General features: G+C 31.2%; 27 protein-coding genes. 6 read left to right on the forward strand and 21 right to left on the reverse strand.

The genetic code is table 11. The features are described from left to right. Positions 1-105: 105 nt before the first annotated feature. Together P7F85_RS10210 and P7F85_RS10215 are read right to left on the reverse strand one after the other, a co-directional pair. On the reverse strand, positions 106-1,779 hold the full coding sequence (locus tag P7F85_RS10210) for an amino acid ABC transporter ATP-binding/permease protein (protein ID WP_002467146.1): 1,674 nt from the start codon (positions 1,777-1,779) through the stop codon (positions 106-108). Continuing rightward, positions 1,776-3,413: an ABC transporter ATP-binding protein/permease gene (locus tag P7F85_RS10215; RefSeq protein ID WP_002467155.1), complete on the reverse strand. Its 1,638-nt coding sequence runs from the start codon at positions 3,411-3,413 to the stop codon at positions 1,776-1,778. The genes P7F85_RS10210 and P7F85_RS10215 overlap by 4 nt, the downstream gene beginning before the upstream one ends. 215 nt (positions 3,414-3,628) lie before the next feature. Between P7F85_RS10215 and P7F85_RS10220 the strand changes: the two genes are divergently transcribed. The 4 genes from P7F85_RS10220 (at position 3,629) to P7F85_RS10235 (ending at position 6,406) form a co-directional block, all read left to right on the forward strand. Next, positions 3,629-4,501: an undecaprenyl-diphosphate phosphatase gene (locus tag P7F85_RS10220; protein ID WP_002450985.1), complete on the forward strand. Its 873-nt coding sequence runs from the start codon at positions 3,629-3,631 to the stop codon at positions 4,499-4,501. 186 nt (positions 4,502-4,687) lie between these two features. Next, the gene (locus P7F85_RS10225; RefSeq protein WP_002467158.1) at positions 4,688-5,371 is read left to right on the forward strand and encodes a hypothetical protein; all 684 of its coding nucleotides are present in this window, start codon (positions 4,688-4,690) and stop codon (positions 5,369-5,371) included. Between the two features lie 6 nt (positions 5,372-5,377). Beyond that, positions 5,378-5,821, forward strand: a complete 444-nt coding sequence (locus tag P7F85_RS10230; RefSeq protein WP_002467145.1) for a YaiI/YqxD family protein — start codon at positions 5,378-5,380, stop codon at positions 5,819-5,821. An 18-nt stretch (positions 5,822-5,839) separates the two neighbouring features. Further along, entirely contained in the window at positions 5,840-6,406 is a 567-nt protein-coding gene (locus tag P7F85_RS10235; RefSeq protein ID WP_002467142.1) for an LOG family protein, read from the forward strand. Between the two features lie 74 nt (positions 6,407-6,480). Here P7F85_RS10235 and P7F85_RS10240 read toward each other — a convergent pair whose 3' ends face one another. The 8 genes from P7F85_RS10240 to P7F85_RS10275 all read right to left on the reverse strand — a co-directional run bounded on the left by P7F85_RS10240 (position 6,481) and on the right by P7F85_RS10275 (position 10,524). Beyond that, positions 6,481-6,618, reverse strand: coding sequence for a hypothetical protein (locus P7F85_RS10240; RefSeq protein ID WP_002465965.1), 138 nt, complete (start codon positions 6,616-6,618; stop codon positions 6,481-6,483). Positions 6,619-6,740: 122 nt separating this feature from the next. Continuing rightward, entirely contained in the window at positions 6,741-7,118 is a 378-nt protein-coding gene (locus P7F85_RS10245) for an MBL fold metallo-hydrolase (RefSeq protein WP_230623110.1), read from the reverse strand. A gap of 53 nt (positions 7,119-7,171) precedes the next feature. Then, entirely contained in the window at positions 7,172-7,648 is a 477-nt protein-coding gene (locus tag P7F85_RS10250; RefSeq protein ID WP_002465960.1) for an RrF2 family transcriptional regulator, read from the reverse strand. 11 nt (positions 7,649-7,659) lie between these two features. Further along, complete coding sequence (locus P7F85_RS10255) at positions 7,660-8,226, reverse strand: NAD-dependent epimerase/dehydratase family protein (protein WP_002465983.1); 567 nt, start codon at positions 8,224-8,226, stop codon at positions 7,660-7,662. 190 nt (positions 8,227-8,416) lie between these two features. Further along, a complete protein-coding gene (locus P7F85_RS10260; RefSeq protein ID WP_002465989.1) occupies positions 8,417-8,956 on the reverse strand; it encodes a GNAT family N-acetyltransferase in 540 nt (179 codons plus the stop codon). 120 nt (positions 8,957-9,076) lie between these two features. Next, positions 9,077-9,373 (reverse strand): hypothetical protein, encoded by a 297-nt coding sequence (locus tag P7F85_RS10265; RefSeq protein WP_002465973.1) that lies wholly within the window; start codon positions 9,371-9,373, stop codon positions 9,077-9,079. Positions 9,374-9,540: 167 nt separating this feature from the next. Then, positions 9,541-10,011 (reverse strand): SA0632 family lipoprotein, encoded by a 471-nt coding sequence (locus P7F85_RS10270; protein WP_002465957.1) that lies wholly within the window; start codon positions 10,009-10,011, stop codon positions 9,541-9,543. 69 nt (positions 10,012-10,080) lie between these two features. Continuing rightward, entirely contained in the window at positions 10,081-10,524 is a 444-nt protein-coding gene (locus P7F85_RS10275) for a GNAT family N-acetyltransferase (protein WP_002465979.1), read from the reverse strand. A 286-nt stretch (positions 10,525-10,810) separates the two neighbouring features. On the opposite strand from P7F85_RS10275, the gene P7F85_RS10280 reads away from it, so the two are divergent. Then, positions 10,811-11,500: a DUF1129 family protein gene (locus tag P7F85_RS10280; RefSeq protein ID WP_002450998.1), complete on the forward strand. Its 690-nt coding sequence runs from the start codon at positions 10,811-10,813 to the stop codon at positions 11,498-11,500. Between the two features lie 138 nt (positions 11,501-11,638). On the opposite strand, the gene P7F85_RS10285 is transcribed toward P7F85_RS10280, so the two are convergent. The 9 genes from P7F85_RS10285 to P7F85_RS10325 form a co-directional block, all read right to left on the reverse strand. Continuing rightward, a complete protein-coding gene (locus P7F85_RS10285) occupies positions 11,639-12,127 on the reverse strand; it encodes a DUF456 domain-containing protein (protein ID WP_002465956.1) in 489 nt (162 codons plus the stop codon). A gap of 6 nt (positions 12,128-12,133) precedes the next feature. Further along, positions 12,134-13,348: a sugar efflux transporter gene (locus tag P7F85_RS10290; RefSeq protein ID WP_162832899.1), complete on the reverse strand. Its 1,215-nt coding sequence runs from the start codon at positions 13,346-13,348 to the stop codon at positions 12,134-12,136. Positions 13,349-13,383: 35 nt separating this feature from the next. Further along, positions 13,384-14,238, reverse strand: a complete 855-nt coding sequence (locus P7F85_RS10295) for a LysR family transcriptional regulator (protein ID WP_002451001.1) — start codon at positions 14,236-14,238, stop codon at positions 13,384-13,386. A gap of 81 nt (positions 14,239-14,319) precedes the next feature. Then, complete coding sequence (locus P7F85_RS10300) at positions 14,320-14,925, reverse strand: DUF402 domain-containing protein (protein ID WP_015365314.1); 606 nt, start codon at positions 14,923-14,925, stop codon at positions 14,320-14,322. 282 nt (positions 14,926-15,207) lie between these two features. Then, positions 15,208-15,687 (reverse strand): cupin domain-containing protein, encoded by a 480-nt coding sequence (locus P7F85_RS10305; RefSeq protein ID WP_002465994.1) that lies wholly within the window; start codon positions 15,685-15,687, stop codon positions 15,208-15,210. Then, entirely contained in the window at positions 15,687-16,403 is a 717-nt protein-coding gene (locus P7F85_RS10310) for a YebC/PmpR family DNA-binding transcriptional regulator (protein WP_002465997.1), read from the reverse strand. The genes P7F85_RS10305 and P7F85_RS10310 overlap by 1 nt, the downstream gene beginning before the upstream one ends. Before the next feature lie 190 nt (positions 16,404-16,593). Continuing rightward, positions 16,594-16,953 (reverse strand): transcriptional regulator, SarA/Rot family, encoded by a 360-nt coding sequence (locus P7F85_RS10315; RefSeq protein WP_002451005.1) that lies wholly within the window; start codon positions 16,951-16,953, stop codon positions 16,594-16,596. 112 nt (positions 16,954-17,065) lie between these two features. Continuing rightward, complete coding sequence (locus P7F85_RS10320; RefSeq protein ID WP_002465967.1) at positions 17,066-19,249, reverse strand: helix-turn-helix domain-containing protein; 2,184 nt, start codon at positions 19,247-19,249, stop codon at positions 17,066-17,068. 284 nt (positions 19,250-19,533) lie between these two features. Further along, entirely contained in the window at positions 19,534-20,178 is a 645-nt protein-coding gene (locus tag P7F85_RS10325) for a Bax inhibitor-1/YccA family protein (RefSeq protein ID WP_002465958.1), read from the reverse strand. A 380-nt stretch (positions 20,179-20,558) separates the two neighbouring features. Between P7F85_RS10325 and P7F85_RS10330 the strand changes: the two genes are divergently transcribed. After that, entirely contained in the window at positions 20,559-21,374 is an 816-nt protein-coding gene (locus tag P7F85_RS10330; RefSeq protein WP_270251347.1) for a LysM peptidoglycan-binding domain-containing protein, read from the forward strand. Positions 21,375-21,530: 156 nt separating this feature from the next. Here P7F85_RS10330 and P7F85_RS10335 read toward each other — a convergent pair whose 3' ends face one another. Together P7F85_RS10335 and P7F85_RS10340 are read right to left on the reverse strand one after the other, a co-directional pair. Then, positions 21,531-22,382: a patatin-like phospholipase family protein gene (locus P7F85_RS10335; protein ID WP_002465969.1), complete on the reverse strand. Its 852-nt coding sequence runs from the start codon at positions 22,380-22,382 to the stop codon at positions 21,531-21,533. A gap of 109 nt (positions 22,383-22,491) precedes the next feature. Continuing rightward, positions 22,492-23,502, reverse strand: coding sequence for an inorganic phosphate transporter (locus P7F85_RS10340; protein WP_002465970.1), 1,011 nt, complete (start codon positions 23,500-23,502; stop codon positions 22,492-22,494). Positions 23,503-23,510: the final 8 nt, after the last annotated feature.

Here is a 23,510-nt window from a genome sequence, read left to right on the forward strand (position 1 = left end):
AGTTAAAGTTTAGATTTTAACACTTTTAAAGTATAAAAATGCTCTAAAGTACTTCTTAGTATTTTAGAGCATTTTTGTATTCTGCTACACCATGTCATGCCTATGTTACTGATTCAACTGTTCCATTTGATATAAATAGCCTCTATTTTGAATTAACGTTTCATAGCTACCTTGTTCTTTGATTTCTCCATCTATCATGACAATGATTCTATCAAAATCTGGTAATAGACGTAAATCATGTGTAGATACAATCATTGTTTCAACTTGTTTAAGTAGTAAATGCATCATTTGTACTGTATGTTCAATATCTAGACCAGTCGTTGGTTCGTCTAACATCCAAATCTTAGCCTTTGTTTTTAGCAATAAGCGAGCTATACTTAATCGTTGAATTTCCCCACCTGATAACGTCTCTCCATCCATCGTTATATATTCTTCCAACGATAAATGAGATAAGTCTAACGAATTTAGTACATGTTGTATCTTATCCTCATTACAATCTGTTAGTAAATTATCCTTTATAGTGCCATCAAATAATTGTTGGGACTGTAACAATGCATTAATATCACTGTATTTAGATTCATCTTCTATTCGAAAGATATCAGACTGGTTATAAATAACGCTCCCTTCTTGAACTTGATATAATCCTAACATGACTTGTAGCAGTGTACTCTTGCCGCTTCCAGATGGACCTATAATGGCTATTCTCTCACCTTGATACACATTGAATGATATTCGATTTAATACAGGTGTTTCTTGATTTTCATACTTAAATGTGACATTGTTCAATTCAAATAAAGGTGCTGATTCGTCATTTACATGACTATTTTTCACTTTTTTTATATCGTCGTATTGAATCACTTCATTAATATCATATAATGATTGGTCTGTATCTGCTTTATAATATGCAACATTACTCATAGGAACAGCTTGTTCAAATAAAGTAAGTACCATTAGTACGATACTTGTTAAATAAACCACATCTAATGTTTGTGATTGTATTTGTATCGCACCTAAGTATAACGTGCTAAATATCGACACCATTGCAATAATATTGAGAATGTAATCATATATAGTTAAAAATCGTTGTTCCTTTTTTTGTAAATGATCAAATGTTTGCAATTGTTCTAATACATCATTTTTAAATGACGTTTCTTTATTAAATCGTTGTAATTCTTGATAACCTTGGCGATAATCGTAAAATCGAGTTAAAAATTGGCTTTGTTGAATTTTAACAATTTGTTTTAATTTTAGTGCTCTTTTACTACTTAATAAAGGAACGACCCATAATGTCATTATCATACTCACAGCAATTAACGCTGCATGCGCAGGTGATAGAAAGATGTAAACACACATTGCTATTATTGCTGTCATTCCTATTACTATCGGTGGATAATACACTCGTAAATAAATATTTTGTAATGCTTCTACTCTACTTACCATTCGTGAAATTAAATCACTCGAGTTAAACTTACGATATACGTCTGGTATTACTTTAACTAGACCTTGAAAAAATTGTACTCTTACGTTTCTCAACATAGTGAATGTCGTTCGATGAGAATATAGTCTTTCATAATATCTAGCAATGGCACGTAAAAAACCAAATAATTTAACAGAAACGACTAATACCATCAACGCATATAATGGAGCGCCTAATGCACTTTGTGTCACCATATAACCACTTAAAAAGAACATCGCTAAGGCGACTAAACTTCCTATGATACCTATTATAATTGCAATCACTAAATCTTTATCTATTGTAAATCGTATTTGTGATTTCATGATTCGTCACCATTTTCTTCTTTATTCACTGAAATCAATTGATCATCTTTAATAATGCAACCATCTTGCATATATAATCGTCGCGTTGCCTTTCTAATTGTTGCATCTCGATGGGCTATAATTAATTGAGTTGTGTCTTTGAAATAATCATCAAGCACACTTTGGATGACTTGTTCTGTTTCAATATCTAATCCAGTGGCCGGCTCATCAAGTACAACTAAATCTGGTTGCATCACAAGCAAGCGACATAATTCTATCCTTCTCATCTGTCCACCAGATAATGTTTCTCCACCATCACCTATCAATGTATGGATACCATTTCGTAATGACATTACTTTTTCTTTTAACTGTACTTTTTCTAATACATCAACGATTACTTCATCATCAATATCATTAAACATCGAAATATTATCTTTAATTGATGCAGTAAAAATATATGGTTTTTGACTTAATATCCCCATACGCATATGTTGATGTTTAAATGTTATTTCTCCATTCGTAGGTACCAATGTACGTGTGATAATTTTAGATAATGTCGTTTTACCAGCACCACTTGGCCCCACTAGAGCGATATGTTCACGTTCGTAAATATCTAAATTAGTAGGTTTCATAGCAAATCCATGTCCCATTTCATTATTATATTTAAATGAAACGTTATCTATCCGAATAAACGGTATTTGATCTTGTTGATAGCTATAATCATATTGCTTATTCTTTGATGGCTGATCTAGAAATTCAAATACCACATCACTTGCCCCTTCACTTTGTTTACCAGTATGGAATGCTTGGCCCAAGTCTTTAATCGCATTGTAAAATTCTGGTGCTAAAATAATGGTAATAGCCGCGGTTTTAAAATCTATTGTATGAAATACAACAAGGCTTAATGCTGCTTCTAACGCAACAAGACCTACACCTAACAAACTAATAAACTCTAGCATTAGTCCCGATAAAAATGCACTTCTTAATATTTTCATCGTCAAATCTCTAAAATGAGTGCTATCTTCATAGATTTGTTTTTCCGTATGCTTTGTACGATTAAATAACTTCAACGTAATTAAACCTTGTGTCAGATTAAGGAATCGTTGTCCAAACTGATTTAAATAAGTCATTTGATTTTTAGATTCATCACGTGTTTTCAAACCAAAAATGATATAAAACAATGGAATAAATGGCGCTGTTACCAACATAATTAACGCTGTATTCAGATGAACCCAAAACATAGCAATGATAATTGCCATAGGAATCATGATGGATTTAAATACTTGCGGTAAATAGCTTTGATAAAACGGAGAAATTCCATCGATTGTTTCTGTTATTAATGTCATCTGCTCACCCACAGGACGTTCTGATTCTATATGAACCATACGTTGACGCAAGTCATGTTTAACATGACTTGAGAGATGATCACCTAATAATTGATTGCTAAAATTTAAAGTCGCACGTAACATAAGTACGATTATAATCATAGTAAGAATAAAACCAATCGATTGCTTAGTTTTAAATAACATACTATTTAAGAATTCTGCTATTGCTACATTTTGTACGACCACAGTTACAGCTAATGTAGCACATACTAAAAGCATTAAAACTGGATATCTTTTATATTTATATACTAGTTGCATTAATTTTTTCACAATTTAATCACCTAAATTTCGTTATAGACTCAATAATAAAGTCTAGTAGTTATATGCACAACGATAGTGCATTTGACAATATTATGACGTTTGATTTTCTCATACTTTGGTCTAGTGTTATTACTAACAGTAGCATGGGTTGAAATGAGTGTGCTATGATAATATGGTGAATTTATAGTAATCAAAAAACATTTATAAATGAAAGTAGGTACAATATGTTATTACTTGAATTGATCAAGGGTCTTATTTTAGGTATTGTGGAAGGCCTTACCGAATTTGCACCTGTTTCTTCTACAGGTCATATGATTCTTGTCGACGATATGTGGTTGAAATCCACAAAGTTCTTAGGTGAACAATCTGCATTTACTTTTAAAGTCGTGATTCAGTTAGGTTCAGTTTTCGCAGCAGCATGGGTGTTTAGAGAACGTTTCTTTGAATTATTACATATCGGTAAACATAAACCTGAACAACATGCTACAGCAGGACGCCGTTCTAAACCTCAACGTCTAAACTTATTACATGTATTAGTTGGTATGATTCCTGCAGGTATTTTAGGTTTCTTATTTGACGATGTAATAGAAAAATATTTATTCAGTGTTCCAACAGTTATGATTGGCCTTTTCCTAGGTGCTATTTATATGATTATCGCTGATAAATATTCTGAAAAAGTTACCAATCCTCAAACAGTGGATCAAATTAACTATTTCCAAGCATTTGTAATCGGTATTTCGCAAGCCATTGCAATGTGGCCTGGTTTTAGTCGTTCTGGATCAACGATTTCAACAGGTGTCTTAATGAAAATGAATCACAAAGCAGCATCTGATTTTACATTTATTATGTCTGTTCCAATTATGCTTGCAGCAAGTGGTTTATCATTATTAAAACATTATGAATATATTCACTTAGCACACATACCATTCTATTTATTAGGATTCTTAGCAGCATTTATTGTAGGACTAATTGCTATCAAGACTTTCTTACACTTAATTAATAAAGTAAAATTAGTACCATTTGCCATTTATCGAATCATTTTAGTAGTTATTATTGCAATTCTTTACTTCGGTTTCGGAATCGGTAAAGGTATTTAAAATTAAACATTTAGCCATTAAGTGACACAACATCACTTGATGGCTTTTTTTATACCATGGTTAATAATGAAAAATATCATTTCATTAAACTACCAAAATAGTCTTCTTTATTGTTAGCATCTCTAGTTTATTATCATGTATCATAGGGTATGGATAAAAATAGTAAATTTAATGGAGGCAACGAGTATGGACAAAAAGAAACTCATCAAAACAGCAATTAATGTTTTACCAATTATTATCGTTCCTTTAGTCGTAGAACGTAAAAAGATAAAAGAACATCCCGATGTTAAAAAAGCGACTGATGCAACTTCAAGAGCTGCATCTAAAACAACATCTGCTATTTCTAATAAGTCATCAGACGTAAAAGCCTATGTTGGAGACAAAAAACAAGAATTCGATAATAAACGCGAATTGAAAAAATTCGCAAAAGAAAACGATCCTGCTTACATTGAGAAAAAGGGTGAAAAATTAGCTAAGCAAAACCATAAAGAAGCTGAAAAAATGGATAAAAAGCTTCAAAAAAATATCGAAAAACGTCATAAAGAAGAAGACAAACTACGTGAAGAAAACCAAAAACAGCGTATTAAAGATATGAAAAAAACTCAGAAATACGAAGAAAAAGTTGGCTTAACACCTGGTAAACTCGATGAAAAAACTGAGAAAAAAGGTGAAAAGCTAGAAAAAGAAAATCGTAAAGAAGCAAAAAAAATGGACAAAAAGCTTCAAAAAAATATTGAGAAACGTCATAAAGAAGAAGACAAACTACGTGATGAAGCCGAAAAAGCTAGAAAAAAAGAATTCAAAAAATATAAAGATTACACAGCTAAAAGTGTTGTTAAACAAAACAAAGAAGCCGACCAAGAGGCTTAATCATTAATGACACAAATTATTATTGACGGAGATGCTTGTCCTGTTGTTAGTTCAGTTATTGAATTAACACAAGAGACAGGCATTTTTGTTACAATTATACGTAGTTTTAGTCACTTCTCAACACAAATCGACCCTGAACATGTTCGAACTGTTTATGTCGATGATGGGCCAGAATCTGTAGATTATAAAGTTGTCCAACTTGCCTCTTCTGAAGATATTGTAATTACTCAAGATTACGGTTTAGCAAGTTTATTACTAAATAAAGTTAAATTTGTTATGCATCACAAAGGATTCTTGTTTAATGATAATAATATTCAACAGTTGTTAGATCAACGTTATATCAATGCTCAAATCCGAAAGCAAGGCGGAAGACATAAAGGCCCTCCTCCTTTTACAAGGCAAGACAGACAACATTTCGAACATCAATTTAAATTACTTATACAACAATAATAATAGTGGAGGATTATGATGAAGAAAATTGCAGTTTATTGTGGTGCAAGTAAAGGTAACAATGATATATACGTTAAAGAAGCCTATGAATTAGGAAAATATATGGCTGAAAAAGGTTATGAATTGGTCTTTGGTGCTGGCTCTGTAGGCATTATGGGCGCAATTCAGGATGGTGTATTAGACCATGGTGGTAAAGCTATTGGTGTTATGCCAAAAATGCTTGATGAAAAAGAAATAACGAGTCAAAAAGTCAGTGAACTCATTCTTGTAGATTCGATGCACGAACGTAAAAATAAAATGACAGAACTTGCAGATGCATTTGTTATGGCGCCAGGTGGTGCCGGTTCATTAGAAGAATTCTTTGAAATGTATAGTTGGGCACAAATCGGTATTCATCAAAAGCCAATCGGTGTATATAACATTAATGGTTTCTTCGAACCGTTACAATCCCTTATCAATCATATGATTGCTGAAGGGTTTATTGATGAAAAATATCGCGAATTAGCACCACTATTTGATACTAAAGAATCGTTACTTGAAGGTTTACTTAACTATCAACCTTTAGACGTTCGTACATATGATTAATCTTTTAACTATAAAAAAGCCAGAAAATGTAATAATTAAATTACATTTTCTGGCTTTTTTTTATTTCTAATTAATTATATTGATAATTCATCGATGGTTACATTCGGATCATGATTTGCATAAATACCTAAACAGTGTCTATCTTTTTCAATATTTTGTACCCATTGTAGTGAACGCTTTTCTTGTTTTTTACTACTTAAAATGCCAGGCAATCTAAGTTCTCTCCAATTTCCTGGGTAATATCCTACATCTGAAGCTAATAAAATATAATCATCATTTCGCAATGATTTAATTATGAAACTCGTTAACCCTACTGAATGGCCAGGTGTATGAACTAAAGTAATGGTGCCGTCACCAAATAAATCAAACGATTTTTTTGAGGGCCAATATGTGTATCTTTGAAATAGAATGGTTGTAAAGATGTCCCTTGCCATAAAGCTGTATTATATCTAATAGAATGCTTTTGATTTGCCTTTTGATACTCTTCATTACTTGTAATCATAGTCTTTGCTTCTTTTAATAATTGAAGACCTCCAGCATGGTCGCCATCTAAATGGCTTAAGATGACATAATCAATATCTGACACATTAAATCCTAATTCTTTAATTTGGTCATCTATCAGTTCCCCGACTTTCACATTCGGTATTGCCACTTTGTTCTTTCTAACTAAACCAGGTAATGGCGTTACTTTACCTTCAGCTTCTTTACCCATGCCCGTATCAATCTGAACCAGTTCTGATGAAATGTACTTTAATTTGATTGATATTATTGTTCTGTACGATCATTATCATTCCAATCTACAAGTTTATGTTTAAAATATTCATCTTCTAATAATTCCACAAGAGGCAATTCATTTAATTTTTCGTTAAATGCTTGAATAGCGTAATTAAGTTGTTGTTTCACTTTCATCTCACTATCTTTTATATGCTGATCATTAAAAAATATCCTTCTTGATAAATGAGAAATTTCATATTCAATGACATCTCCATTACTTATAGCCTCTATGACATCTTTTAAAGTAATATCTTCAATTGATCGATTAAGTTGAAATCCACCATCTTTACTAGCATTTGATGTGATTAAATCTGCAACAACTAATTTTCTCAAAATCTTCTTCAATGAAGAATCTGATACTTCCAATTTTTCACTTAATGTTTGACTCTTAACGGCGCCTTGACCTTCTTGAGTTGCCAAAATAAGTAACACATAAATACCTTGTTCAAAATGTTTACTTATTTTCATGTTGATTCCTCCTATTTCATAAGTTGTTTTAACAATGCTAGCGCTACATCAGTCACATGTACAGGTTTCATATTTTTAGATACTTTACCTAAAACTTTAAATAACGGTATTAATTTACCAAGTGTATCCTGTCTTTCGTCTCCATAAATAATTGTAGGACTTACGACACTAACCTTTTTATTGGTTGCTTTTAATTTTGAGATAATATCTTTTTTAATATTAATGAAATCTTTAGGACCTAATGATGCTCCTAAAAAACCAATATGCTCAGCGTGTAGATCATCGGCAAGTTTTATTGTTACTTCTGCTGGTACTAAGTTCAACGCTTTTAATTTTTGTTCATCTTTTTCTGGTCCACCAATCAAATCAACTACATAGTCAACTTGATTAGGTAACTGTGATTTAATTTGTTCAACATGTTGTATATCACCTTTAATATTATGCACATTTTTATGAGAAATAACATTATTTCCACTTCTTGATACAACATATATTTCTATGTCTTGATCTCTTTTTAACCATTGTCTTGTGAGTTCTCTACCAACTAATCCATTACCACCTAAAATAATTGCTTTCATCACTTTATCCTTCTTTCTTTTTTCGTAGAATTTTAATATCTATGGATATTTTATATCTATAGAAGAATAATTGCAATACCTTTGCTTAAGTTAATGCAAAATTTCACATTTTTCCAACTGAAAAACGCCAAGAAGTAGAATGGCAGTCATATATTTAACCATTCTACTTCTTGACGTTTTGTTTTATATTTTATAAATCAATCTCATATCTCACATGTCTTTTCAAAGGATGATATTTACTTAGATTTGGGAATTCAAAATGGTCTAAGAATGTCATCCCTATTTTTTCCATTACTTTTCTTGATGGTAAATTAGTTTCAGCAGTAAAACTATAAACTTTAGATATACCTTTTTCTTTAGCAAATCGGAGCACCGCTTCGGCACCTTCTGTCGCAATACCATTTCCCCAAACTTCAGGAATCAGGCGCCAACCTATTTCATATAGTGGTAGTTCTTTAAATGGATACTCGCTATCCTCTGGAATGTAATTTAATCCTATAAATCCAAGCCACTCATTTGTTTCTTTAAGTTCCACTGAAAATAAACCTATACCGTAATCTTTAATAATTTGATCCATTTTCTTCAAATCAAGTTCTGAACGACGATAACTTAGTAAACTTGGAAAATATCTTCGTACCTGTGGATTGGCATTCATCTTTTGAAAAGGTAGTAAATCACTTTCTTCCCAATCTCGTAGCTTTAAACGCTCCGTCTCAATATAAACAACCATTTTTTAACACTCCATTACTCCATAAATACATCTTCACATTTATTTTAATATAAAATTAACGCGCTATGAAACGTTTATGATTCATATCGCGCTATTATATTAGATAGTTTATTTTAAATATTAACTTTTAGTGATATAACTAATTAATTCAATATTCACAGGGATTTCTTTTAAATGATCGCGTTGATTTTTAGGTGCAGTAAATGTTGCATCAATAAAATCATTTTGATGATTTAAACGATAAGTTGCTACAAATGTATCTGTATCAGATTCAAAGTTTGGTAAGTGTGCAATCACGCGTTTAATTTCACCTGTAGAATCAATTAACTGTCTACCTGTAATATTTTCTAGTTCTCTACCTAATTCAGGTAATGTTAATGCTTTACCTTCTAAAATACTAAAATCTTGTTCATGCATGGCGCTTCTCTCCTCTTTACATCATTGTTCTAAATGACAAATGTTATATTTATGACATTGGTTTGTTCTATAGTATATACATTTATCAACTAAAATACCCTAAATTTTTATCAATCAAACCTGATTATATTGCCAATGATATGATAGTAATCCCATCATATCATATTCTATTGTGTTGAAGAGGATTGCTTTTGGTTAGATTGATTTGTACTAGCCTTATTATTGCTATTCTGTTGAGATGTTTGATTTGGGTTATTCTTAGACTGAGTTGTCGTGGAAGACTGGTTTTGAGTTTGTTTACTTGCATCTTTTTCTTCAGTTGATTGTTGATCGTTCTGTTGTAAACTTGATTTAGATGATGACTTGTCTTCATTACTTTGCTTTTCACTATCTTTGTCATTTGAATCAGTACTACTTGCTTCACTTGAGGCAGTGCTATCTACCTCTTTTTGTAATTTATCTTGTTGGTCTTTTAAATCATCTTTTTGTTTAGTTAACTTTTTCTTTTGTGCTTTCAATGATTTATTTTCTTTTTCTAGTTTGTCTACACTCTTTTCTAAAGAAGCTTTTTCCTCACTTTTACCACATGCAGACAACATCAATGTTGCAGATAAAAACAATATAATCCACTTTTTCATGTTAAACTCCTTTAAAAACAGTTATAAATATAATTCATTTTATCATGAAATAATAAATTATTCATTTTTCTACATTAAATCTTTTCGCATCCTAATATGCGTATCATCATAACCTAACTGACGATTCAAATTAAGCATTGCTTCATTTTTGATATGAATTGTACTCTGAATCGATACTGCCCCTATGTCTTTAGCCCATTGTTCTATCGCCATTTTGAGTTGTTTGGCGAGTCCTTGACGACGATAATCTGGATATACATATAATAATTCAATGATTACAGTTTTAGTTTGTAACTCATAATGTCCCCAGATAAAACCTTTTATCTCCTGATTATGCTCTAGAAGTAATATAGTATCATTTGTGTGACGCAATCTTGCATTAATCATTTCATATCTTAATGCGATAGATGTCTGAGTTGCTTTGTAATTGACTTCTTGATTTTCCAATAAATGTTCATGTATGGTTGCTACCTCATTAATCGTTGTTTGATGATTTAATGTTAACTTTCTCATATTTAACTCCTACACTTGATATGATAATTAACCAATTTCTATGGTATGATTAAGCGTAATATAATATTGACATACCCTTGCATCTCTGTGAATTAACACCTATATTGGTAATAACTGACTAACAATGACACACAATTTCCTTAGTGTATAGCTAAACTATGGTTAAAATGTGTACACTATTTATATTCGATGTCTAAAAACAAGGTAGTACATTTCTCACATCAATGAGAGATATATCTCACTTTTCATACTACTTAAACTATTTTAAAGGAGCGCTTAAGCACTCATGAAGTCTACTGCCCAATTAGCTAAAGAAAATAATGTAAAATCACTACGTTTAAATAATACAGATAGAGAAATATTTGAAAATTATATGACCTATATTCGCTCTGATTTAAGTGTGAATCCACATGATTCAGAAGTTATGTTGAATCGAATATTAAAGCATTTAATTAGTGCTGAAGATAAAGGTATGTTGGCAATGGAATTCTTTAACCACAATCCTAAAATGCACGCTAAAAAACAATTAAAAGAGCTGCCAAACGAAACAGTAAAAAATATATTTAAATATATCTATCAACATTTTGTATTATTAATAGGCATCTTTTGTTTTTTAAAAGGATTTATCGGATTCTTTATTGGTGGAGATAGTAACTATCTTTACCTATACACATTTCCAATCACTGTCATTATTGGCTTATTTATTATCTTCTTGTTTATTTGGATGATATTTAAAACGATTCAATTGCAGTGTTTTAACAATTCAAATTGGGTCTGGCTCTTAACCTATGCAGTGATTGCACTGTTAATCGTTGCGTTGTTTTACGTCTTTTTCATACCGCAATCTTTTCTAGCATTCGGACCATATATTAATGTAAGTAATTGGTCATTTATTATAATTTCTATCATTATTACTCCGATTTCATTTTATATTGATCATCATTATTTCAATAAAGATGCAAATACAATCATGTAAAAATTCAAATCATCTCGCATTGTATGCTACTCAAAATGTTTATACAACCTTATAACAGCTTGATTTATCAAGCGCATAAGTAAAGCCCTAAATGAAGTTCAACATTCATTTAGGGCTTTTTCAATTTCCTATTCGTATCTAATTAAATAAAAAGATGTCCAGCATAAACCAAATAACCATAATAATCATAATGATAGCTTGTGCAATCGTGCTTGCTAAAAATGCGACTATAGAAGCACACCCCACTTTAATAGCTCGTTTAAAATCATAACCTTGTATTAATTCGATAACAAGCACAAGTATGAAAGGTATTACGACAATTCCAAATGGAGGTAATACAAAACAACCTATAATCACACCAATAATAGCACCATACTCTCCGAATTTAGAACCACCATATTTCCCTACGAAATATTTATTCATTAGAAAATCAGCTAAAAAGATTAATATGGTTAAAACAATCATTGATAAATAGAATATCCAAGATAATTTCCCATTGTGAAATCCAAATTGATAGATTAAAAATCCTACCCACATCACTAAAACGGAAGGAATTACAGGCTTAACTAATCCTACAAATGCTAATATGAACATTATTATAATTAAACACCATAATATCACTGTCATTTTAAACTACTCCACATCTAATTTTGTAATTTTTTGATCTTTGGTTAAGAAAATTAATATAATTCCTAAAAACAATGAGCCAGCTGAAACATAGAATACATTTTCCAAACCAACCCATCCACTCATCATTCCACCTAATAAATTACCACATAGTTGACCAATTACCATTGCATTGGCAAATAATGTTGATGCATAACCCGGGAAATCAGGTAATATATCTTGGAAATAACTAATACCTATCCCTAATAATATTGCTAAGAAAAAGGCTAAAAATAATTGACCGAGTAACATCATATAGAAATTTTTAAATAAGCTAATACTAAAGTAAAATGCCCCGCCAAATATACCACCGTAGATAAGTAAAGTTCGTGTTGGTAATTTCCTAGATAAGATACCTAAAATCACCATGAATGGTACTTCTAATCCAGCACATAAACTTGCTAAATAGCCTACATGACCTTCCTTTTCATGAAGATAATCTGTAACAAATAATGGCATATTCATTGTGTACATCCATTGTCCAATATGTAATAAGATAAACGCTAAAAATGGAATAAGTAACGTCTTATCCTTAAACATATTAGGCGCTACCTTTTCAACATGTTGTTGTTGTGAAATGGGTTGCTTCACATTTAAATTTTGATAGAAGAAGACTTGTAATATCAGAGTAAATAAAATAATTGAAACCGTTCCACCAAATAATCCCGAATAACCATTCAGTTCAATCAATTGCGAACCGATAAATGGCCCAAATAAAAAACCTAGCGAGAACATTGATCTTAAAACTGTATTGGCAAATTTGGCATTTTCACGAGAGCTTGAAACATTAATCGATTCTCTAGCGGATGCATAAAGTTGAGGCATTGCAGGCGCAAACAATCCTTGAAAAAGGGCGTAAAGGATAATAAATAATAAAATGTCTTTCACAAAAAAATAAATAGAAAAACTAATCGCACCCATAAACAGCGCCGTTATAATTAAAAATTTTCTATTAATATTATGTGTATCAGAAAACCTAGCAATAATTGAATTAACTGTGAATTGACTGATAGCTGCTAAAGCTAATAATAGGCCATATTGTTTCGTCGTCATGCCTAAATCTTTCGTTGCAAATAAAACAAGGTAGGGTACCGTTACTGCAATACCCATACCTAATAGCAACATATTCACAACAAATAACTTGTAATTTTTGATATATAACAATTCTTTAAACATAAGAATAACCTCTATTCATTAAGCGAATCTGTTTACTGTATCTAACGAATAAAATTCAACATTAAATTAACAAATGAGTCTACTTGAGGTAGTTGTAACATACTTTGATCATAGCTCATATAAGTTGAACGAATAAGTGGATCATTATCTATAGTCACTTTTTCAAATTCAAACATATTCTTATCTATGTTTTTCATCATAATTTCAGGTAAAATCGTTACCCCTACACCACTAATTAACATTTCTTTACATGTAGCAACTTGGTCAACAGTTATCGTCGCATGATAATCTTGTTCTAAATTATCGTTATACCATTGCTTAATTTGATTAATATAAATGGGATCAGCTTGGAATTCAATAAATGGTAGTTTTGTAACTTCATCACGTCTATCTTTAGGATAGATAAAATAGTGATCGTCATTAAACAAATGCGTGTTAGATAAATTCATGACCTTATTTCCTCTAGTAATCATGACATGATAATCTCTATGATTTGCCTTAATCTGTTCTGTTGAACCTACTTGTACTTGAATTTCAACATTAGGAAATTGAGTATTATATAAACTTAATACTTCAGGTAGTAGTGTTTGGCCTATCAAAGAAGAACAACCAATAGAGATTGTTCCATTGACCTCCCCTATATGTGCCTGCATTTTATCAAAAAACAAACGCTCTCTTTTCAACATATCACGTGCATGTTCGATAATCATTGCACCTTCAGTTGTTGTGATAAGTTGCTTTTTCGTTCTTATAAAAACATCTACTCCAAAAGCACTTTCAATAGCTTTTAACCGTTGTGTGACAGCTGGTTGCGAAATATATAATATTTCTGCTGCCTTTCTTAATGTTTTCGTTTCGTCTAATGTAATTAATAAACGATAATCATCTATTTTCATAGTGTCCCCCTAGAATGTAACGTTTCTTTTAAATGCTTCTATATATTGTCATTTCTATTTTTTATACAAGTGTCATATGCATTATTTTTTATCAGACGATTTTACTCGATGCACTTTTTTACTTTTAAATGGATGATTGTGTTTATTTTTCTTATATTTTTGATTGATTTTATGATAACATTTCATCACTTTGCTCTGTATATCATCAAAATTTTCTACAATTTCAATCATTAACTGATGCGCAATAATATATGCCTCGTGATATTGCTTTTGGCTAATTTGCCCATTTTGTAATGCGAATAACAAATCATCTTCATCAACTAATTCATACGATCCGTCGGGCAATACTAAAACGTCTAAACATAAATCTAAAGTACGTGCATTCCCTTTTTGAGTGATATTTTTAATATTAATATCAAAATAATATTCTAGTGGATTCCCCTTATCATCAAACATAACGGTCAAACTATATCTCTTTTTTTCAGGTAATATTTGTAACCATTTATAATTATCATCTGCGACTATAATATTTTGACCAACTACCGTCACCTCTAAAGGTTCACGTACTTTCTTCATCGTGACCAAGCCTATAATACCTTTAAATCTATTATTATTAACTTTAACCTCTGTATATTCTCTTTCAATCAGGCGACGCCAGTGACGTTTGTCTATATATTTTACTTTCACAGTCACCAACTCCTTGTTCTCATTATATAAAAATGGTTCTGTAATGTCATCATATGCCGAACCTAGTTATATATTGTCGTAAAATGGATTTATCTATATTCTACTACATATCAAGACATTTTACTTTAAAACGACTAAATTACTATGAATTTATTTAATTTAAATTCTAATCATTTTAAAACATTAATAGACACTACAATATATATTAAAACTCAGTTAAACATTAACATAAAAAAGCATACCTACGAGGTAAGTTGCTCTCATAGGTATGCCAAAAATCAGCTATTTATCTTTTAGGGCATATTTATCTATAACTGTTTGATGTTCTGGATATAATGCTAATAATTCATGTGCTTTAAATAATTCAAAATGCTTATATTCAAACGCAGGTTGACACATACAACCTACTAAACAGAACCCTTCATTATGTTCAAAAGAAGATGCAAAAATAGTATCTTTAGGTACAACATACTGCAAAACTTCTCCCGCTTCAATATTAGTACCTAATTGTACCGCTTCGTATTTACCATCAGGCATAATCATATGAATAGTTAAAGATTGGCCAGCATGATAGTACCACACTTCGTCAGCATCAATTCGATGAAAATGTGAAATATCATTTGGTGTTAATAGAAAATATATACTACTGAATGCAGCTCTTATTGAATTCGAAGAGCCTTGACGTATACTTTCCTTAAAATACCCACCTTCTGGATGAGGTGTCATTTGTAGTTGATCAATCCAATATTGTGCGTTAGTCATTATTTTAAATCCACATTATGGAATACATTTTGAACATCTTCAAGATCTTCTAATGCATCTACTAATTTTTCAAAAGTCTCTTGATCTTCAGGTGATAACTCAATATCTGTTTGAGGTAACATTTCAAACTCTGCTACTTTGAAGTCTTCAACGCCTGCTTGTCTTAGTGCATCTTGAACTTGTGCAAATTGATCTGGCTCTGCATAAACAATTGTTAAACCTTCAGCATCAATCACATCTCTAACATCTACATCTTGTTCCATCAACTCTTCTAATACATCATCAGCAGACTTACCTTCAATACCAAACGTAGCCGTATGATCAAACATGTAAGCAACTGAACCTGAAACGCCCATGTTACCACCATTTTTACCGAAAGCCGCACGAACATCAGACGCTGTTCTATTCACATTATTTGTAAGTGCATCAACGATTAACATTGAACCACTAGGACCAAAACCTTCATATCTTAAGTGGTCATAGTTTTCTTCTCCAGCACCTTTAGCTTTATCGATTGCTTTATCAATAATATGGTTTGGTACGGAATATGTTTTTGCACGTTCTAATACTAATCGTAAGGCTTGGTTAGATTCAGGATTCGGTTCACCTGATTTTGCTGCTACGTATATTTCTTTACCAAATTTAGCATAAATTCTACTTGTATTTTTATCTTTTTGAGCCTTTTTCTCTTTAATATTATTCCACTTACGTCCCATTATGGTCATCTCGCTTTCATTCTCTATAATTAACATTCTATATTATACATGATTTTGCATCGATTATATACCACTAGTAACCTATCTCTTTGATAACGTTTGAACTCACTATAGTATACAGTTAGATGATATATCATTAAACATAAAAAAATTAGCTCCTAAAATTAGGAACTAACTTATATGTAGATATTTAAATATTTAAATATTCTTCAACATCATTGAATAAAGCATTAAATTCTTTCATGTTGTCTTGATTCATATATAGATAAATTTTTCTTTCGTCTTCTTTAGATCTTACTTTACTTAATTTATCTTTTTCAATCAGTCTACGAATAGAAACTAATAATTTAGTTCTGCTCAATTCTAATTCTGAAATAGCAATTTTTAAAAATGTTTGCATTAACATTTGTTCTTCTTGACAATTCTTTTCTGCCAAGTCTAAAACAGCTAAATCATTTAATGTTAACTTATATTTTTGATCTATATATTCAGATAATGCTTTATATTGTTTGTAAAATTCTAATAACTTATCTAACTTCTCTTTATTCAAAAGACTTGCACCCCCAAATATAAACAGACAACGTATAATAACATTATCCTAAATATCTGAAAATTTGTCTTTCCTGTTTGTTTTTAATCTATTGTCAAAATTACCGATAAATTTAAATTGAGTTGTGCCACGCTCTTTTGATTTTAGATTCATTTTTAAATATAGTAATCATATAAAAGGAATTATAACTGAGATTAATGTCTAGCGATTTTTCTGTAAAATCATGTTCAATCACTTCTACCATAGGTTTAAAGTAATAATCTATAGTATCTAGAAATTCACTTGTCCAGTCATATTTATTTCTTAAATCTTTGGCTATTAAATGATTTAGGTTTCCACTATAACTATTTATTTTTCCTATAAAAATAAAGTAGCTCTTATTGGGAGGCGTTTGATCAAAACTTACATACACATGACTATCTTCATAGTTCTCATTTGTAGCTTCGTTTTCAATAATTCTCCAATCAAATAAACATAATACGTACCTGTCTTCCAGTTCTACTTTTTTGTAGTAACTTGCATCAACATATTCTTGATTAAATAACCAAGTTAACTCATTAAATATTAAGCCGAATGTTGTTTTAAAACCGTTCTTATCAAATAAGTGTAATGTATTAAAAAGCTGTGTATGATCATATAAATTAAAACCTAATCCGGCAAACGTTTCTCTTAAAGCGGATATCGTTTCAATGATAAGGGGTGCACTATTGCTCAAATCATTATCTTTATCATTGATGAGTTGATGGTTTTCTACATTTAGTAAAATCATCTTCTCTTTTACAAAGTCAATTTCATTCAATATTGCTTTTAAATTCTTTAATTGAATCTCATTTTTTAATAATAAATGCTCATTTTCATCTATTAAATAGGATGTTTTTAATTTGGCATTATCTATAAATAAATATTCGAATTTCAATCGCTTAATTTGTGATTCTATAGATTTTAATAGTACAGGATCATCTAACAAACATGTTATATCTAAACCGATAACATGATTAATATGCAAATCTTGAAACTTAATAATATCTCTATAAACTTCACGTATTTCCTTTTCATCTAAACTGAATACCGAAATCACTTCATATTGATGAGGAATTGACTTCATAGCATTTTTCAATTTTAACACTGCATCATTAAAGCAAATTCCTAAATGATCAATAACTCTATAATTATCAATATTAAAAGCAACCCTTAAACCTCTTTCTATAATAACCTCTGCAATTTTTCGTTTGTCGTCATGAGTCATGACATCACAAATTTCTGTGAGTGTTGGCACAATATAGAAAATAACATCAGTACGAGAAAAGTCATATTTTTCAAACTTATCATATAAAAATAGATATCGAATTTCTTCTATTGTCTGGATTTGAATAATGCTATGAAACGGCTTAACTTTATTAGCCGTTCCAACATCTAGTTGAATATCTTCGTATTTTTCAATATTATGTTGTTCTACTAAATTTTCAACATAAGTTTTGAAAGCTTCAATATCTTCATCAGCTTCAATATTTACTTTAAACATCACATTCTTATCATATTTAGACAATTTACGATAATCATTGGGCGTCACACCCAAATAGCCTTTAAACATTTTAGAAAATGTAGACATATTACTAAAACCTAATGCGTCACTAATATGACTAATTGTGTCATTAGTTGTTAGAAGCATTTCTATTGATTTATTAATTTTTAAAGTATCTACATATCTCTTAAAGCCCATACCTATTAATTGATGGAATTGGGAAGAAATATTTGATTTTGATATAAAAAGATCTGTTGATATATCTTTCAACGTCAATCTCGTTTCAATATGATTATCGATATATTCTAATTCCTCTTTTAAATCATTGTAATATGTATAGTTATATTGATTAACTGCAATATCTTTATCTACAACTGCTTCTGTACCAATGATTTGAACAATTTCCCTTGTAAGTTGATCTAGCATTTCTTGATTATCGTGGTTAATTCTTTTAAGTGCTAACTGTAAAATCAAGTCTTTAAGTAGATTAGAAGATTTAATCAGATTGGATGTATATTGGAATTCAAAAAATGAAAAACCTTGCTCAGTAAACCAATCACTTGTTAGATATAGCATGATCATTCTACCTTTTGTGTCTACACTAAATACATCAGCATTGTTGATGATATAGATGTCGTTATTAATCGTCATTTGTTTACGAAATTTTTGAACATGCATATCACTCTCTAATGGCCAAAATAAGATGATACCATCTTGGCACCTAGTTGTTGGATATTCAACATTAGATAGTATACGCAAATACGAATTCGGCATATTTCTCCCTCTCTTTTCTAATAAACCCAATATAGCTTCTAAACATAATCATCATTCTAAATGCATACTTGAAATAATTTAACGCAATTATAACACGTACCAAAAAAATATACTTGTTTATATATCTATAAAAAATTAAGTTATAAAACAACATAAATATTTTGAATAAAAAAAGATGCGGCGTTAACTTCTTAATGCTTTAGTTAAAGACATTAAGAAAATATTTTACATCAAACAGTTAATTTCACGCCAACATCTTTGTATTTTAACAATCGTTATTTTATTTATCTAAATCGATTTGCCAATCGAAGTATATCTTTAATGATGTTTAACAGATTGATAAATAGATTAAAGCCCATTTCTCTTGGAGAAAATTGCCCTCGCTTCATCCTATTAAAATCATAAAGCGTATATAACAAGAATAATAATAAGCTTACGACTGTAATAATAGTATGGAAAATAGGGTTATGGATAAATATTCCAATAATACTTGCAATAATTAATGCTAATAAAGTAACGAATAAATATCTTCCCATACTTGATGCATCGTTGATTAAAAAGAATCCTACAATACCAAAAGCAATAAAAGCACCAATGGCTAGTATAATATTCTTATAAAAAACTTCCGGTCCTAAATTTTGTAAATAGCTAGTAAACATAGCATATGACAAAAGACCCAATATAATGGCATAAATATGTGAAATAACTAAGCCATACTTACGTGCACGTTGAAATACTAAGGTAATTAATACTAAGACCATTAATGCAAGAGATAAAGGTCTTCTCCATTCCATTGGTAAAAATTGACCAAAATAACACCCAATCCCAAAAATAATCCAATAATACATGAAGAATAGCCAAACTTTAGCATAAGCATGTGAACGATGTTTATCTTTTGTTTCATTTGTATGTTGTGCAGCATGTGACATATATTCTGCTCCTTCATTCATGATTTGTTAATCTAATGGTACGATTTTACAATAATATATTAATTAAAAAAAGTAATAATAATGAAAAATGATATACTTAGTAGGTATTTCTATATATACTATACACTTTGTTACAATTTATAAAACTTTTTTATTGAATTTTTCAATCGAAAACCCACTTCATAACTGTCATATCAGCATTTTTACAAATGAAATATTTCTATTCCCAATTGTTAACAATATTACAAGATAATAACAAACCACACAGAGACTCATATTTTTGTTAGTATGGATAGCGTAGTAAAAAACGAGAACGCGATGATACATCGTTAATCATAATTCTATAAAAAATATTAAAGCAAATTTAAGGAGGAGTCACTTTGAAAAAGTTAGCCTTTGCAGTAACTGCCGCTTCTGGCGCAGCCGCAGCACTTTCTCATCACGATGCCGAAGCTTCTACTCAACATAAAGTTCAGTCAGGTGAATCATTATGGACTATCGCTCAGAAATATAATACGTCAGTAGATAGTATTAAACAAAATAATAATCTAGATAATAATATGGTATTCCCTGGACAAGTCATTACAGTAGGTGGAAGTGCTTCTCAAAGCTCAAGTTCAAACACTTCTTCACAATCAGGATCACCTTCAACACATACTGTACAATCAGGTGAGTCATTAAATATTATTGCAAATAAATACGGTGTATCAGTTAACGAGTTAATGTCAGCAAATAATTTAAACGGTTATTTAATCACACCAAACCAAACTTTAAAAATTCCTAACGGCGGTTCTGGTGCAGGCGCTGGTTCTGGTGGTGCAACAGCTACACAAGGTAATACAAGCACACAATCACCATCATTTAACCATCAAAATTTATATACTGAAGGACAATGTACATGGTACGTATTTGACCGTCGTGCTCAAGCTGGTAAACCAATTAGCACATATTGGTCAGATGCTAAATATTGGGCTACTGGTGCTGCGAATGACGGTTACCAAGTAGACCATTCACCTGAAGTAGGTGCAATTATGCAAAGTGTCCCAGGTCCTTATGGTCACGTTGCATACGTTGAACGTGTTAATGGCGACGGAAGTATCTTAATTTCAGAAATGAACTATACTAATGGACCTTACAACACAAACTACAGAACAATTCCAGCTTCTGAAGTGTCAAGTTACGCATTCATCCACTAACAAAGTGAGATACTATAAAATTAATTATACTTTTCATCAATATATATAAACACCAACAAAGCACATCACTTTGTTGGTGTTTTTTTATTATCTTAACTGATGATCTCTATTTAAATGAAACTTTCCCTTTTATTTATCATCGTAATTAATCTAATACTAAGACAACCATTCTGGCATAAGTGCTTTGATTTCCTTAGCGAGACGCTTTCCTTGTTCATATCCAGCATTACCAACCTCAATAATAACACTCGCATCATAAATATTATCACCTATTATGCTTTTGCTAAATTCATCTGGAGTGATAGTATAGACATCACTTGTGTTGGATAAAGTTATTTCATCATCAAACACATTAGGTAATTTCCCTATTTTCTGTGTTAACGGGGCGATAATCAAAATTTGCTTAAAATCTTTAGCTAAACATGCATTTGTTGATGAAACCATTCCCCCATCAATATACTCTTTTCCATTCATCGTCACATGAGGCCATAATCCTGGAACTGCTCCACTTGCTGCTACAGAATCGATCAAATCCATTCCAATTTGTTGATTAATCGTTTCCAATTGTCCAGTCCGAGCATTGATAGCCGTTATCACTAATTGCGACGTCCATTTTGAACCGTTTAATCTTTTAGCTATCGCCTTTTTTCTTTCCTTCATTGAAATAACAGGTTGAACTTGGTCGATCATCTCTCCAAGTAATCGTCCAATATTTTCTTGGTTATTTCCACCCTGAATATAAGCCTGTCTCCACATCTCATAAACTTCTTTTTTTAGCTTAGTCTGCTCATTAGGGTCCTTATTTTCATTCAGATAGTGGTAATATGCTTTCATGTCTTGATTATTTGATAATACTGCGCCAACAAAGGCTCCTGCAGAAGTCCCAAAAATTTTGCCAATTTGACTTATGTTCATGCCATTTTCAATAAGTGCTGCTAATACACCTGACTCCCATGCGATGCCTGTAATTCCGCCACCACCTAAAACAAGTGCGCGTTCATTCTTCATTTCTCTTCCCCCTATTATACTCTCTTAATTTGTAACATTTAATGTATAAAAAAGGTTGAGCGAGTTTCTTACCCGCTCAACCTGACTATTTAAATCGCTATGTTATATATTATTTTAAGAAGAAATGCATGATAAAGTATACAAGTGCTGCTAATACTGCTGAAATAGGTAATGTAATTACCCAAGTAATTAACATACGTTGTGCTGTACTCCATCTAACACCTTTCGCACGGTTAGAAGCACCAACACCTAAAATTGATGAAGATACAACGTGTGTAGTTGAAAGTGGGAAATGTAATGATGATGCTACGAAAATAGTTAACGCAGATGACAAGTCAGCTGCAGCACCATTCGCTGGTCTGATTTTCATAATATTACCACCAACAGTTTTGATGATTTTCCAACCACCGACTGCTGTACCAAGACCCATAGCAGTAGCACATGCAATTTTAACCCATAATGCTGGTTCTACGTTTGAACCATTTTGAATATTAGCAACGATTAAAGCTAAAGTAATGATCCCCATTGATTTTTGCGCATCGTTAGTACCATGTGAGAATGATTGTAACGCTGCAGTGAAGATTTGTAGGAATCTAAAGTTACGATTAGCACGTGTTAAGTTAGCATTTTTAAATACGACTTTAACAATTGAATACATAATAAAACCAACGCAGAAAGCAACAATTGGAGATACGATTAATACGATAATAATTTTAGTGAAACCTTGATAATGTAAAACTCCAAATGATCCTTCTGAAGCAATAGCTGCACCTGCGATTGAACCAATTAAAGCATGTGATGATGAACTTGGAATACCATATAACCAAGTGATTAAGTTCCATGCAATCGCAGCGATAATTGCTGCTAAAACTACAACCAATCCATGTTGTAATTTAAATGGATCTACAATGTCTTTTGTTATCGTACCAGCGACTCCAGTAAATGCTAAAGCACCAATAAAGTTCATAACTGCTGCTAATAAAATGGCTGTTCTTGGAGTTAATGCTCTCGTAGATACGGCTGTAGCTACAGCATTGGCTGTATCATGGAAACCATTGATAAAGTCAAATATTAATGAAAATATAACTATAGCTATCGTGACGATTAAAATATATTCCATAAGTGAGG

It is taken from the genome of Staphylococcus sp. aM (genome assembly GCF_052975125.1).

Coding starts and splice junctions, on each gene's coding strand:
- P7F85_RS10275 (WP_002465979.1), bottom strand. CDS start 10,524: ATGAGAAAGTTAACATTAAATCATCAAACAACGATTAATGAGGTAGCA.
- P7F85_RS10340 (WP_002465970.1), bottom strand. CDS start 23,502: ATGGAATATATTTTAATCGTCACGATAGCTATAGTTATATTTTCATTA.
- P7F85_RS10265 (WP_002465973.1), bottom strand. CDS start 9,373: ATGCATGAACAAGATTTTAGTATTTTAGAAGGTAAAGCATTAACATTA.
- P7F85_RS10230 (WP_002467145.1), top strand. CDS start 5,378: ATGACACAAATTATTATTGACGGAGATGCTTGTCCTGTTGTTAGTTCA.
- P7F85_RS10285 (WP_002465956.1), bottom strand. CDS start 12,127: ATGACAGTGATATTATGGTGTTTAATTATAATAATGTTCATATTAGCA.
- P7F85_RS10280 (WP_002450998.1), top strand. CDS start 10,811: ATGAAGTCTACTGCCCAATTAGCTAAAGAAAATAATGTAAAATCACTA.
- P7F85_RS10295 (WP_002451001.1), bottom strand. CDS start 14,238: ATGAAAATAGATGATTATCGTTTATTAATTACATTAGACGAAACGAAA.
- P7F85_RS10255 (WP_002465983.1), bottom strand. CDS start 8,226: ATGAAAGCAATTATTTTAGGTGGTAATGGATTAGTTGGTAGAGAACTC.
- P7F85_RS10335 (WP_002465969.1), bottom strand. CDS start 22,382: ATGAAGAATGAACGCGCACTTGTTTTAGGTGGTGGCGGAATTACAGGC.
- P7F85_RS10310 (WP_002465997.1), bottom strand. CDS start 16,403: ATGGGACGTAAGTGGAATAATATTAAAGAGAAAAAGGCTCAAAAAGAT.
- P7F85_RS10210 (WP_002467146.1), bottom strand. CDS start 1,779: ATGAAATCACAAATACGATTTACAATAGATAAAGATTTAGTGATTGCA.
- P7F85_RS10220 (WP_002450985.1), top strand. CDS start 3,629: ATGTTATTACTTGAATTGATCAAGGGTCTTATTTTAGGTATTGTGGAA.
- P7F85_RS10225 (WP_002467158.1), top strand. CDS start 4,688: ATGGACAAAAAGAAACTCATCAAAACAGCAATTAATGTTTTACCAATT.
- P7F85_RS10325 (WP_002465958.1), bottom strand. CDS start 20,178: ATGTCACATGCTGCACAACATACAAATGAAACAAAAGATAAACATCGT.
- P7F85_RS10320 (WP_002465967.1), bottom strand. CDS start 19,249: ATGCCGAATTCGTATTTGCGTATACTATCTAATGTTGAATATCCAACA.
- P7F85_RS10245 (WP_230623110.1), bottom strand. CDS start 7,118: ATGGGTAAAGAAGCTGAAGGTAAAGTAACGCCATTACCTGGTTTAGTT.
- P7F85_RS10305 (WP_002465994.1), bottom strand. CDS start 15,687: ATGACTAACGCACAATATTGGATTGATCAACTACAAATGACACCTCAT.
- P7F85_RS10235 (WP_002467142.1), top strand. CDS start 5,840: ATGAAGAAAATTGCAGTTTATTGTGGTGCAAGTAAAGGTAACAATGAT.
- P7F85_RS10250 (WP_002465960.1), bottom strand. CDS start 7,648: ATGAAAATAAGTAAACATTTTGAACAAGGTATTTATGTGTTACTTATT.
- P7F85_RS10260 (WP_002465989.1), bottom strand. CDS start 8,956: ATGGTTGTTTATATTGAGACGGAGCGTTTAAAGCTACGAGATTGGGAA.
- P7F85_RS10270 (WP_002465957.1), bottom strand. CDS start 10,011: ATGAAAAAGTGGATTATATTGTTTTTATCTGCAACATTGATGTTGTCT.